The sequence below is a fragment of the Brasilonema sennae CENA114 genome (genome assembly GCF_006968745.1).
GTDB lineage: Bacteria > Cyanobacteriota > Cyanobacteriia > Cyanobacteriales > Nostocaceae > Brasilonema > Brasilonema sennae.
In genome coordinates this window covers 143,385-158,054 of sequence record NZ_CP030119.1, presented here as the reverse complement: position 1 = coordinate 158,054, position 14,670 = coordinate 143,385, and the positions used below count along the sequence as shown (strand labels likewise).

Here is a 14,670-nt window from a genome sequence, read left to right as displayed (position 1 = left end):
ACAATAAGTAGATAGACTTATGAAATCTATTCAAGAGTTTTTGTCCTACCTCAGCGACTTAGATATAAAGTTCTCTGCTGATGGCGATCGCCTTTGCTGTAATGGTCCTAAGGGAACATTGACGCCAACCCTACGTAATCAGATAGCTGAGCGCAAAGCAGACATTTTGGCATTTCTACATAATGCTTATAATACTGAAAACTTAAGCACTGATTACCAACCGCTACCCACAATAGTACCCAATCCAGACGAACGGCATCAACCTTTTCCACTCACTGACGTTCAACAGGCTTACTGGATTGGTCGCAGTGGTGCTGTTGAACTGAGTAACGTAGCAACTCACGTATATGTGGAAATTGACATTGTCGATTTAGACCTAGAAAGATTTGAAAAAGCTTGGCAGTGGCTGATAGAACGCCACGATATGCTACGGACGATTGTGCGACCAGATGGACAACAGCAGATTTTGGAGAAAGTGCCTCCTTATAAAATTAAAAGTTTAGACTTGTGCGGGAAAGAGCCAGAAATAATTGCTTACCAGTTGAACCACATTCGTGAGCAAATGTCTCACCAAGTGCTACCCCCTCACCAGTGGCCTCTGTTTGAAATTCAAGCGTCTTTATTAAACGAGAATAAAACCAGAATTCACTTAAGTTTTGACTTATTGACGGCAGACTATTGGAGTATAGACTTAATTCTAAGAGAACTGGTAGAATTTATACACAATGCTGAGATTGTCTTTCCTGCTTTAGAACTCTCATTTCGGGATTATGTCTTAGCAGAAATTGGCTTACATGATTCACAACTATACCGTCGCTCACAAGAGTATTGGTTACATCGAATTCGCACCTTACCACCGTCTCCTGAACTACCTCTAGAAAAGAGCTTAACTACTGTCAAACACCCCCGTTTTGTAAGTCGTCGTGGAACACTAGATTCAGATACATGGGGTCGCCTCAAAAACAGGGCTAGCAAAGTGAATTTGACTCCTTCTGGACTGTTGTTAGCTGCTTTTGCCGAAATCTTAACCGTATGGAGTAAGAATCCTCAATTTACCATCAATTTAACGCTGTTCAATCGCCTGCCCCTGCATCCACAGGTAAATCAAATTTCTGGGGACTTTACTTCTTTGACTTTACTGTCAGTAGACAACTCCGGACAAGATTCTTTTGAAGTGCGAGCGCGGCGCATCCAAAAGCAGCTCTGGGATGACTTTGACCATCGTTATTTCAGTGGCGTGCAAGTTTTGCGCGAATTAGCTCGCACTCAAGAGCGGTTTTTAGGGGCGCTCATGCCAATTGTCTTTACCAGCACCCTAGTTCATAATGACTTAACCCGCGATACACCAAGTAAAAAACCTTCATCAATGGCTTGCCTGGGAGAAGTTGTTTACAGCGTCAGCCAAACACCGCAGGTTTATCTAGATCATCAGGTTTTTGAACATGACGGAGCTTTGGTTTTCAACTGGGATGCTGTAGAAGAACTCTTCCCAACGGGGCTCTTGGATGATATGTTTGCTGCTTACTCCAATTTCTTGGAGCGTCTATCCAATTCTCACGAACTGTGGCAAGTAACGACAAGAGAACTGCTACCACCAACACAGTTCAAGCAAATAGCAGCCATTAATGCTACCGAAACACCAGTCCTAGAAACTGTCCTATTGCATACCTTGTTTTTTGAGCGAGTGCTTTTGCACCCAGAACAAGCTGCTGTCATTACTTCCTGTCGCACGCTCACCTATCAAGAATTAAGTACTCGTGCTTGCCATATCGGGTATCAACTGCGACAATTGGGCGCTTGCCCCAACCAGCTGGTAGCTATTGTCATGGAAAAAGGGTGGGAGCAAGTTGTCGCAACCTTGGGCATCCTCGCCGCTGGAGCCGCTTATGTGCCTATCGATCCCGACCTGCCCAGCGAGCGTCTATCTTATCTTTTAAAACAAACGAAAGTTCAGTGGGTAATCACGCAATCGAAGCTAGACACTTCTCTAGAATGGCCAGAAAACGTCCTCCGTCTCTCAGTAGATATCTTAGAACCCCCTAACTCCTGTGAACCTCTGGAACCTGTACAGCAAGTTTCAGATTTAGCCTATGTCATTTTTACTTCTGGTTCCACTGGTTTGCCAAAAGGAGTGATGATTGACCATCGGGGTGCTGTTAATACTATCTTAGATATTAACCAGCGTTTTCATGTGCAACCAGAAGATCGGGTCATTGCCCTGTCGTCTCTCAGTTTTGATCTGTCTGTGTATGACATTTTTGGCACCTTGGCAGCCGGAGGAACGCTAATCGTTCCTGATGCATCAGCCACAAGAGATCCATCTTACTGGATGCAGTTGCTGGTAGAATATCAAATCACTATCTGGAACTCAGTACCAGCTTTGATGCAAATGCTGGTAGAGTATGCAAAAGGTCAGAAAATACTACCTAAATCGCTACGGTTGGTTATGTTAAGTGGGGATTGGCTACCTTTAACCTTACCTGGTCAAATTCAAAACTTATTTGGAAAGGTACAAGTTGTTAGTCTAGGAGGTGCCACAGAGGCATCGATCTGGTCAATTCTCTACCCCATTAACACAGTTGATCCTGCTTGGAAAAGTATTCCCTACGGTTGCCCGATGACCAACCAGCGCTTTTATGTGTTAAATAAAGCGCTAGAACCTTGCCCGGTATGGGTGCCAGGACAACTTTATATTGGTGGAATAGGACTCGCTAAAGGTTACTGGCAAGATGATTTGAAGACCCAAAGCAGCTTTATTATTCATCCTCGCACAGGAGAGCGGCTGTACAAGACAGGTGACTTGGGTCGTTATCTGCCTGATAGCAACATAGAGTTTCTGGGACGAGAAGACTTCCAGGTCAAAATCAATGGTTACCGCATTGAGCTAGGCGAGATTGAGGCGATGCTTGAGCAGCATCCCTTAGTTAATCATACCGTGGTAATGGCGGTGGGAGAGACACGAGAAAATAAACAATTGGTAGCATATATTGTTTCTGACTCACTCTCAAGCTCTCAAGCTCAGCCAGCTCCCGCTCAGCAGACAGCAGCGGTTTACGGTCTTCACCAAACGGATGGAGTGTTGAATGACCCAGTCAAGCGACTGGAATTTATGCTCAAGCAGCCTGGATTGCGATCGCTCGAACCCAATAGACTCTCTATCGAGTTGATTAAGCCGCAAATTGACGAGGCTTTGATCGAAACTTATGTGAAACGCCAAAGCCATCGACAATTTTTGGATACCCCAATTTCTCTTACCCAGCTCAGTGAACTTTTGAACTGTCTGCTACAAATCAAGCTCAATGGTTCCCCGTTGCCCAAGTACCGCTATCCATCTGCTGGCAGTCTTTACCCAGTGCAAACTTACATCTACATCAAACCTGGGCGAGTTGAAGGACTGGAAGCAGGTATTTACTATTACCATCCCGCAGACCACCGTTTAGTCTTACTTTCTCCTGAGGCTGAAATTGAACGTCGCATTTACACTGGGGTTAATCAAGCGATTTTCGATAAATCCGCCTTTTCGCTGTTTTTAATTGGACAACTGAGCGCAATTACCCCCATGTACGGGGAGTTAGCTAGAGACTTTTGTCTTTTGGAAGCAGGTTATATGAGCCAGTTGCTCATGAGCGCAGCATCGGCTAGCCAAATTGGACTTTGTCCCGTGGGCACTCTGGATTTTGCAGCGATCCAAAATTTCTTTGGGCTAGATTCCAATCAGATTCTGCTGCACAGCTTTTTAGGTGGGGGAATCGATCCTGAAAAAACCGCACAAGCGTTGCAGCCCAAAGCGACTCTGTCAATGGCTACCATTGACGATGAACTGCGGAGCTTTTTGCAAGGGAAATTACCAGATTACATGGTACCTGGGATTTATGTACCTCTTGATACCTTGCCGTTGACAGTAAATGGCAAAGTAGATCGTCGGGCTCTCCCTGCACCAACGCTGGTGCAGTCAAAGCTTGATTTGCTCGATGCGCCACCCCAAACTGAAGTGGAGCGCACCATAGCAGATATTGTACAAGCAGTGCTGCAAGTTGAGACAATCGGCATCCATAGCAACTTCTTTGAGTTGGGGGCAAATTCTATTCATATGGTTCAGATCCATAGCCAGATCAAAGAGACTTTGGGAAGAGACATCGCCATTGTGAAAATGTTCCAACACCCAACTATCAACTTTTTGGCTACGCACTTAAGTCAGGAAAATGTTGAGAAATCATATACGCAAATTCATGACCGAGCTTTGAAACAAAAAGAGGTCATAAGGCAACAAAGGCAGCTGATGGAGAAGAGAAAAAATGGATAGTGCAGTTAACTTTGATGCAATTGGAAGCATTGCCATCATTGGCATGAGTGGTCGATTTCCTGGAGCCAAAAATCTGGATGAGTTTTGGCAGAATCTGCGAGACGGGGTTGAATCTATTTCCTTTTTCTCTGAGCAAGAACTTATTGATGCTGGAATCGATCCGGCTATGGTCTGTCACCCTAACTATGTTAAAGCAGGAGCGGTTCTGGAAGACGTAGATTTGTTTGATGCTTCCTTCTTCGGTCTTAGCAACAGGGAAGCTTCTGTCATGGACCCTCAACACCGCCTGTTCATGGAGTGTGCTTGGGAAGCTTTAGAAAGTGCAGGCTACACCTCAGAAACCTATGATGGTAAAATTGGCGTTTACGCTGGTACAGTGATGAGCAGTTATTTGCTGTCCAATCTGTATCTAAACTTTGACCTGACAGGCGGAAACGACATTCTCCAAACCGTGATTGGGAATGATAAAGATTACTTGGCAACCCGCCTTTCCTATAAATTAAACTTAAAGGGACCGAGTATTACAGTTCAATCTTCTTGTTCTACATCATTAGTTGCCATTTGTCAAGCTTATCAAAGCTTACTAAATTACCAATGTGATATGGCTTTGGCGGGTGGCGTTTCCATCAGGGTACCTCTCAAGGCAGGCTATTTTTCTGAAAAAGGCAGTATATTTTCTCCCGACGGACATTGCCGAACATTTGATGCTCGCGCCCAAGGAACTATTTTTGGCAGCGGGCTTGGTGTTGTCGTGCTCAAACGGTTGGCAGATGCGATCGCTGATGGCGATGACATTCATGCTGTGATCAAAGGCTGCGCGATCAATAATGATGGAGCTTTGAAAGTTGGGTACACTGCACCTGGGTTAGATGGTCAGGCTGAGGTGATTGCAATGGCCCAGGCTCTGGCGGGGGTTGAGCCTGAGACCATTACTTATGTAGAAACCCACGGTACGGGAACTCCCATCGGTGACCCAATTGAGGTGGCAGCGCTCACCCAGGTGTTTAGAGCTAGTACCGAGAAAAAAGGCTTCTGTGCTCTTGGCTCTGTCAAAAGCAACTTTGGTCATTTGGAGGCGGCTGCGGGAGTGACAGGATTAATCAAGACTGTCTTAGCACTCAAACACAAGCTTATTCCCCCCAGCATAAATTTTGAAGAGCCTAATCCTCAGATTGATTTCGCAAGCAGTCCTTTCTATGTCAATACTAAACTAAAACAATGGCAGACAGATGGATTTCCCTGTCGAGCCGGAGTCAGCTCCTTTGGAATTGGAGGCACCAACGCCCATGTCGTGCTGGAAGAGGCACCCAAGCGGAACCCAAAACCCGTGGAGGTAGAGCGTCCTGTTCATCTTCTTTGCCTGTCAGCGAAAAACGAAAAGGCTTTGACAGAACTTGCTCAACGGTTTGAGAGCCACCTGGTGGCGAATCAATCCATATCACTGGGTGACCTCTGTTTTACGGCAAATACAGGGCGATCGCATTTTACCCACCGTCTAGCTGTAGTGGCTGAGTCTCCAGCAAAAATGCGCGAGCGGCTAGCTGCTTTTACTGCCCGTCAAGAAACATCTGGGGTGTTCAGTCAGCAAGTGCTGAGTTCGAGTCAGCCGAAAATAGCTTTCTTGTTCACAGGTCAAGGTTCCCAGTACGTAAACATGGGGCGTCAACTTTATGATACCCAAGCGACTTTCCGCAATATTCTTGACAAGTGTGATATAATACTACGACCTCTTCTGAAGCAGTCGCTGTTGTCAGTACTCTATCCAAAATCGGGTGTTACCTCGCTCCTAGATCAGACAGCGTACACTCAACCTGCACTATTTGCTTTGGAGTATGCTTTGGTCGAGTTGCTGCGGTCATGGGGTATAAAACCATCTGTCGTGATGGGTCACAGTTTAGGGGAATACGTCGCTGCTTGTGTAGCTGGGGTGTTCAGCTTGGAAGATGCGCTCAAGCTCGTCGTCGAACGCAGTTGCCTAATGCAGTCTTTACCACAGGATGGCGAGATGGCAGTGGTGTTTGCCTCCCATGCACAGGTGCTAGCAGCCGTTCAACCCTATGTTCAAGATGTAGCGATAGCAGCTGTTAACGGGCCACAAAATATCGTGATTTCTGGCAAGCGTGAGGCAGTCAATGAAGCGATCGCTACCCTACAAGCTCAAGGAGTCAAGACAAAAAATTTGAAGGTTTCTCATGCTTTCCATTCGCCCCTGATGCAGCCAATTCTGCCGACTTTTGAGCAGTTCACCAAGAAAATTACTTACTCATGCCCACATATAGACATCATTTCTAATCTCAGTGGGGAGATAGCCAGAAGGGAAATAGCCACGCCTGAATACTGGTGTAGTCATATACTGCAGACGGTGAAATTTGCTGATAGCATGGAAACTCTTGATCAACAAGGTTGTGAAATTTTCATAGAAATAGGTCCAAAACCAACTTTATTGGGAATGGGTCGTCAATGTTTACCAGAAGGAGTAGGAGTTTGGCTACCTAGTTTGCGTCAAGGACATTCGGATTGGCAGCAGATCCTGCAGAGTCTGGCAGAGCTATATGTACAGGGGGTAAAAGTTGATTGGTTTGGCTTTGAGCGGGACTATTCACGTTACCGTTTCCAACTGCCAACTTATCCGTGGCAGCGCTCCCGTTACTGGTTGGAAAAGGTTCATGAGAAACAGCAAGATCAAAAGTTAGACGTCTTGTACCTTTGGAAATCTGCATTATCAGCTGGTCATTATCAAAGCCAGCAGGGACCATTAGATTTAGCACTCCACACATACTCAACTAAACGACAATATTTAGAGCACTTGGCAACTGCATATATCACAGAAGCGCTTTTCCAGCTTGGTGCCTACAAACAACCTGGAGAAAGCCATTCTGCAGACAGTTTGATTCATCACTTCAAGATTTTATCAACTTACAGCCAACTTTTGTCCCGATGGCTGCATCAATTGGCAAATACTGGTATCTTGAAGCATCGGGGAGAGGAAATCTATGTTTGTGATTGCCCCCTGCCCAATTCTCAAGTGGATTTTCTTTTGAGTGAAGCTAGGAAGTTCTTCACAGACGATACCTTCTTACTCAATCATTTACAAAACTGTGGTCAACAGTTAGCAGACATCTTAACAGGTAAACAGGCCCCTTCAGAAACCCTGTTTCCTGGGGGTTCTTTCGACGTGGCTGAAAACTTTTATCAAAAATGGGCTGCAGCTCGTTACTTCAATGGTATTACCAGAAGTATTATTGAGTCGGTGTTAAAAGCTCTGTCACTACATAAGCACCTACGTATTCTAGAAATCGGGGCTGGAGTAGGGGGAACAACCGCATCCGTGCTGCCAATTCTGTCACCAGAAAAAACCATTTATCATTTCACTGATGTTTCAAAATTTTTGTTGATTCAAGCTAAGGAAAAATTCAAATCATACCCGTTTGTTCACTATGGTTTATTAGACATTGAGCAAAATCCCCAAAACTTTGGTTATGAATACCAAAGCTTTGACGTGGTTGTAGTCACCAATGTCCTATATGGTACACGTAACCTAGGAAAGACCATAGAGCATATTCTCTCTCTCCTTGCTCCTGGTGGCTTGCTCCTGCTTAATGAAGTCACGCACCATAGCTTTTGGTTGGAAATTTGCACGGGGCTGATGGAAAGTTGGCAGGGGTTTGACGATCCACTGCGACAAGGAAAACCACTACTTTCAGAAAAGCAGTGGGAAGAAGCTCTTTTATCTCATGGGTTTGAGAAGGTTAAAGCTTTTCCTGAACCTGGTTCTGTTGCAGAAATTTTGGGACAACATATACTGGTGGCTCAGGTACCAGTATATGTTGCACACCCAAACAACTCCACCATCCCTGCTATGGCAGATCAAAAATCCTCTACTTCATATACTGCCCTACATACACCCGAACCGAGCTTAATACGCAAGGAGCTGTTAGACGCATCGTCACAGGAGCGCCAACGTCTACTCAAATTTTATCTGGACAAACAGCTTGCCAAAGTGTTGGGACTGTCTGATTCTGCGCTGGATAAAAAACACTCTCTCAAAAATTTAGGATTAGACTCCCTCATGGCAATTGTTCTTAAGAACCGGATCGAAACCGATCTGGGGATAACTGTGCCCATAGAAAATTTCTTACAAGATATCAGCTTTGGTCAGCTAGCAATACAGATACTTGAGCAACTGACAGCGACACCTTCTACCTCTAACGCTGCTGAAAGTTCGGTACTAGAAACAGCCTTTAAGCATTCTGTTTTACTGTCCAAGTCACCACTAGTAGAGATTCAACCTATCGGTTCAAAATTACCTTTTGTCTGTGTACATCCGGGCGGTTTAGATGTTTCTATCTATGCCAATTTAGCACGTCACTTAACTCACGAACAACCGTTTTATACACTGCAACCACCAGAACTTGATAATTATCGAGACCTAAACAAGGAACTGCTTTCTTCTATTACTATTGAAGAGATAGCCGATCAGTGCATTGAAGCTTTAAAGAGTTTTCAGCCAAAAGGTCCTTATTTATTAGGAGGTTGGTCGCTGGGAGGTTGTGTAGCTTTCGAGATGGCTTATCAGCTATGCAAGCAAGGTGATGAAGTAGCTCTGCTTGCCTTGCTCGATGTTACCAATATAACTGACTTCCCCTTAGATGAGGATTGTGCATTGATATCCGGGTTTGCCAGTTACCTGGGAGCTCGCTATAATAGGGCGTTAACGCTTAGCAACGACAACCTTCAGAGGCTCGATTTAAATGAGCAATTGAGGCACGTCTTAAAGCAGTCCATCATGGCGGGCGTTTTGTCTCCAAATACCGATCTTTCTGAGATTCGTCATATTTTCCAAATTTACAAAGCCGGTGCTCAAACCTCCTTACGACGAGTGCAGAACTACAGACCACAGATATACCCAAACCGCATCACCCTATTTCAAGCTAGTGAAGCATTAGACGGGTTAAGTGGAGTTGTCCGCGAATCCATACTGAATCGGAGAAATTGGAGTCAACTTTCTACCAAACCGCTAGATTTACATGTTGTCCCTGGCAATCATTACACGATGTTAGTCGAACCCCACGTTCAGATTCTGGCACAAAAGTTAAAATTCTGCCTCGATCAAGTTGAGGCATCTGAAAAAAAATGAACGCAAATTTTCGGTATGTGCTATGCTAAACAATCAACTGATAGGAACTTGGCGACTAGTATCTTGTGAATACAGAGATACTGATGAGCAGGTAAGTTACCCATACGGTAAAGATGCAATTGGCTACCTCATTTACACTTCTGACGGATATATGTCTGCAACTCTCATGAGAGCCAACCGCTTCAAGTTTACATCTCAAGATATTGCAGCAGTAAGCATAGAGGAACAGGCAACAGCAGTTCAGACTTACCTCGCCTATTGCGGTAAGTATGAAATCCAGGCTAACAAAGTGATTCATCACATTGAAGCCAGCCTGTATCCTAACTTAGTTGGTGTAGACCAAGAACGCTTTTTTAAATTTAAAGGCAATAGGCTATTGTTCAGTACGCCTTCCTTTCCAATGAACGGTAAGCAGCAAGTTGCCCATATTGTTTGGGAGCGTCTCTCAAACGGTCAGTGTTAGGTTAATTGAGGAGTTGGCATTAGTGCATTTTCTGGAGGTAATGCTCCATTTTCTTCTTAAATTTCACAGGCTTGCGTCCCGACTCCCAGTTCCTGAGTTCTTCCAACAATTGGGCTGCAAGTTGTTCCCTTGTGCGATCGCTGCTCAGTGATATCCTGACATATTCAGTGCGAAGTTACTTGGTTTTTGGAAAAACCTGGTAGATGATCTCAGGCAGAAAATAACGCTATTTGAAGGGATGTTTGGAGTCAAGCAACGTAGACGTGCTCGTGATAGTTACACAACCCTAATGCGACTTAGATAAAAAGTAGCCGTAAAATAACCTCAAATCTATATATAGGGGGAGTTTGACATCGTTTTACCTAGTTTCTTGATATATCTGGGTTTCAGACATTTTTGAGTCTTTGGTGTATTTCCCTTGTCCTGCATAGGTTTGGGGCTTATTTCTGCCTCAAAAATGTTTAAGTCCCACTAAGAACTTTTACCAGACCGAAGTCAGTTTTTGCAACACAACCATTTCGAGGTATTATGGCACTTTCATACGTAAAAACCCCTTGGATCGTTTCTTCCAAGTACAATCCTCAAGCGGAACTACGTTTATTCTGTTTTCCCTATGCAGGCAGCAACGCTCTAATTTTTCGTTCCTGGGAAGATAATTTACCAATTATGGTTGAAGTCTGTCCTATCGAACTCCCTGGACGGGGTTCTCGATTGATGGAGGCTCCTTTCACTCAAGTTGTTCCCCTCGTTCAAGCATGCGCTCAAGCTCTTCTTCCATACTTGGACAAGCCATTCGCCTTTTTTGGTCACAGCTTGGGTGCACTGATCTGCTTTGAACTCGCTCACTTTCTCCGTAGAGAGTATGGTAAAACTCCAGTTCGCTTATTTGTATCTGCTCGCCAAGCACCTCATATTCCCGATCTATCACCCATGCACGCTTTGCCAGAATCAGCGTTTTTGCAGGAACTGCACCGTCTTAATGGTACGCCTAAGGAAATTCTGGAAAACCCTGAAATGATGCAGTTGTTTATTCCCATCCTGCGGGCAGATTTAATGCTTGATGAAGCCTATGTTTACACTACTAAACCAGCCTTAGAACTCCCAATTACTGTGTTCGGTGGCTTGCAGGACCCGGAAACTAGCCTTGATGACCTTAAAGCATGGCGCGAACATACGAATGCTTCTTTCTCAATAAAAATGTTTTCTGGCGACCACTTTTTCATCAACACAGCACAGCCGCTTTTACTTCAAGCTATTTCTCAAGAGCTTTAAAACTTAAACATTAACAAAAAGCTGATAGCGGGACTTAAACATTTTTGAAGCAGAAATAAGCCCCAAACCCATGCAGGACAAGGGAAATACACCAAAGGCTCAAAAATGCCTGAAACCCAAATATATCAACAAACTAGGTAAAACGATGTCAAATTCCCTCTATATATACATTTGAGGTTATTTTCTGGCTACTTTTTGTCTAAGTCCCAATAGGAAAACTAGGGTGTAAGTAAGTAGGCATGAAAAAACGGAAGTATGTAAAGAAAAGTAAAATTAATCAAAACCCTCTTCCCTTCTGCCCTCTGCCCTCTGCCTTGCCATAACGACAAATTTCTCCACCCACCTACTTATCTATAAAGATCTTAAACTTAGTTTTATTCATTATTGTCTTAAATCAATGAAAATGGGCAACGAGAGAATAGGACGTTGGGACAGCAATTTCGCAGATGATGCACTTGCTAAAAGACTTCATATATTCATTGTAAAGTAGCAAATTATATGAGTAAAACTAAAGTCGCTTTTTTATTCACTGGTCAAGGTTCCCAGTACATCGGCATGGGACGCCAACTCTATGAAACCCAACCGATATTTCGTCAAGCTTTAGATCTCTGTGACGAACTGCTGTACCCTGAATTGAAACAGCCGCTTTTATCGGTAATCTATCCAGATCCAGGAGTCACCTCACCCCTAGATGAGACTGCTTATACTCAGCCAGCTTTATTTGCCTTAGAGTATGCCCTAGCTCAGTTATGGCGTTCATGGGGAATAGAACCTGCTGTAGTCATGGGTCACAGCGTTGGAGAGTATGTAGCAGCTTGCATCGCTGGAGTTTTCAGCTTGGAAGATGGGCTGAAGCTGATAGCCCAACGAGGGCGACTGATGCAGACTTTGCCTCAAAGTGGCCAAATGGTGGCAGTATTTGCATCCGAGGCACAGGTAGCAACCGCTGTAGCTGCTTATAACGGACAGGTTTCAATTTCTGCAATTAACAGCCCAGAGAATATTGTGATTTCGGGTAGGCGCGAAGCGGTACAGTCAGTAGTATTAGCATTAGAAGCAGAGGGAATCGAAACTCGACGGTTGAAGGTATCACACGCTTTTCACTCTCCCTTGATGGAGCCAATACTGGATATTTTTGAGCAAATAGCAGCCAAAATTTTGGCCCAAACTGCAATCAAGGTAAATTATTCATCTCCGAATATTGGTCTGATTTCCAGCTTGACTGGGAAGCTGGTGACTGGAAAAGAGGTTGCTCAAGCAGAGTACTGGTGTCGTCATATCCGTGAGCCAGTCAGATTTTTAGCAGGTGTACAAGTTTTGCATGAGCAAAGGTATGAAATATTTGTAGAGATAGGTCCAGATCCTATGCTGTCAGAGATGGGTCGTCGATGTTTACCGTCAGGCAAGGGAATTTGGCTAGCTTCGTTACGGAAGGGGATCTCTGATTGGCAACAGCTTCTCCAAAGTTTAGGTGAGTTGTATATTCATGGTGTCGAGGTGGACTGGTGTGTATTCGACCGAGACTTCCCTCGCTGCTGTTTGGAAGTGACCGAAGAAAGAACTCAGGACTCAGAAGTCAGTAGTCAGAATAGGAATAAGTAAAAGGATGCAAGCCCCTAAATTTATTTATGGAAAGAAGAAAAAGAATTGTTTCAAGACACGTAGTGAGTCCAGCACTGCGGGAGGGTCTCCCTCCGCAGGTGACTGGCGAACCCGGAGGGTGCGATGAAACAAGGCGTCCGCACTTTAAATCCCCTAAATTTATTTATAGGGATGTATTCTGAGTTCTTCTTAAGCTATTTGAACAGGTGTTTAAGAGGATGTCTAAATTGCCGTATAACTACAGATTATGAAGCTTTACCTGTCAGTTCGGAAGCATTCATATATAAAGTTTCATGATACTAATTTTCCAGATGACTCGTTAAATTTTTTTACACCATGTACTTTAACACAATATCGAGATAAAATTATGTCCCAAATCAAAACTTTGATTCAGCCCCACGGGGGCAAACTCATCGACTGTCGTTTGCACGGACAAGAGGGTCAAATGAGCGTGTCGATGCTTGTCCATAACAATGTAAAATGATACTATGACTCAGACTGCCCCGAAATCTACAGAAGGTCATACTCCTGCTCCAGCGCAGCCCTCTAAGCAGCAGCGTCGCAAGAAACCGATTTCTTTGCTGTTGCCGATGCTGGTTTTTGCAAGCGGTGTTGGCTTTGCAGTCTGGCGTTTACAGCCGCAACCTGTAGCAGATGTCCTTAAGGTAAGCGGACGGATTGAGGGTTACGAAACGGAGATTGGAGTGAAGCGTTCGGGAAGAATTGAGTCAATTGCTGTGCGGGAAGGAGCAGCAGTGAAGAAGGGGCAAGAGTTAATCAGGTTGGATGACAGTAACGACCAACTGCTGCAAGAGCAACTGCGCGGAGCACAGGCAAGGGTAGTCTCTGCTCAGTCAGATGAACAGCAGGTACGCTCAGATGTAGAGGGAGTACAACGCGAAATTGAGCAAGTCGAAAGCCAAATTCGCGAAGCACAGCTAAATTTGCAGCAGTCGCAAGGCGATGCTCAAGGTCGGATTGACCAGGCTCGATCTAACGTAGCAGCTGCGAGGGCACAACTGTTACAGGCAGAGGCACAAGCAAAGCAGGCGGCGGCAGAAGTGAAGCTAGCAGGCATGAATCGCGAGCGCTACGCCAAACTGGTTAAAGAAGGAGCTATTAATCAACAGCAATTCGACCAGTCACAAACCACCTTCGATACAGCAGTAGCAACCCTAGAGGCACGACAGGCAGCTGTAAATGCCGCTCGCGAGCAGTTAAGCGCAGCAGTTGGGGGTTTGACCCAAGCAGAAACGACAGGTTTCAACCCCAGCATTCGCAACGCCCAGTTAGAAGGGCTCATGAGAAAGAAACAGCACAGCTATGCCCAACTAAAATCTGCTCAGGCGAAAGTGAAATCAGTCTCCGCGATGGTTAAAGATGCCACAGCATCAAAGCAGCAAATTATCACCCAGATTAAAGACTCAAAGAAAGACTTGAATGTCGTCAGTCCCCTAAATGGAGTTGTGACTGCTCGCAGTGTGGAACCGGGGGCGGTAGTCAGCAGCCAAACCAAGATTATGACGGTGGTTGACCCCAAGACAGTTTATCTTAGAGGTTTTATTCCTGAAGGGGATATTGGCAAAGTGCGCTTGGGACAGACAGTGAAAATCGCTCTGGATTCTGCTCCCAACAAACCCCTTAATGGCAAAGTAATTTCCATTGATCCGCAAGCCTCGTTTACGCCCGAAAATATTTACTTTCAAAAAGATAGGGTGAGACAAGTCGTCGGTATTCGCATCAATGTTGAGAATCCTGTTGGCTGTTTTAACCCTGATAATCCCTACGCAGGGGGAGATCTGGCCTGTGCCAAGATTGGTATGCCGGCGGATGCGGAAATATTGTTGAAGGGCGAAGTGGGAAGGGTAAAGGTAGAAAGCAGAAGGTAGAAGG

General features: G+C 44.9%; 5 protein-coding genes and 1 pseudogene. All 6 read left to right on the top strand.

Features of this window, described 5'->3' with window-relative positions; translation table 11 throughout:
• Nucleotides 1-19 precede the first annotated feature (19 nt).
• The 6 genes and pseudogenes from DP114_RS33040 (at nt 20) to DP114_RS33015 (ending at nt 14,666) form a co-directional block, all read left to right on the top strand.
• Entirely contained in the window at nt 20-4,303 is a 4,284-nt protein-coding gene (locus tag DP114_RS33040; RefSeq protein WP_169264168.1) for a non-ribosomal peptide synthetase, read from the top strand.
• Nucleotides 4,296-9,440 (top strand): type I polyketide synthase, encoded by a 5,145-nt coding sequence (locus tag DP114_RS33035; protein WP_169264169.1) that lies wholly within the window; start codon nt 4,296-4,298, stop codon nt 9,438-9,440. Before DP114_RS33040 ends, DP114_RS33035 begins: the two co-directional genes overlap by 8 nt.
• Nucleotides 9,441-9,462: 22 nt before the next feature.
• Nucleotides 9,463-9,903, top strand: a complete 441-nt coding sequence (locus tag DP114_RS33030; protein WP_169264170.1) for a lipocalin-like domain-containing protein — start codon at nt 9,463-9,465, stop codon at nt 9,901-9,903.
• Between the two features lie 528 nt (nt 9,904-10,431).
• Complete coding sequence (locus DP114_RS33025; protein ID WP_169264171.1) at nt 10,432-11,175, top strand: thioesterase II family protein; 744 nt, start codon at nt 10,432-10,434, stop codon at nt 11,173-11,175.
• Between the two features lie 504 nt (nt 11,176-11,679).
• A pseudogene (locus DP114_RS33020) lies at nt 11,680-12,708 on the top strand (acyltransferase domain-containing protein); the annotation flags it as partial.
• Between the two features lie 557 nt (nt 12,709-13,265).
• Nucleotides 13,266-14,666 carry an HlyD family secretion protein gene (locus DP114_RS33015; RefSeq protein WP_169264173.1) on the top strand — a complete coding sequence of 467 codons (1,401 nt, stop codon included), beginning with the start codon at nt 13,266-13,268 and terminating at the stop codon, nt 14,664-14,666.
• The last annotated feature ends 4 nt before the right edge of the window (nt 14,667-14,670 follow it).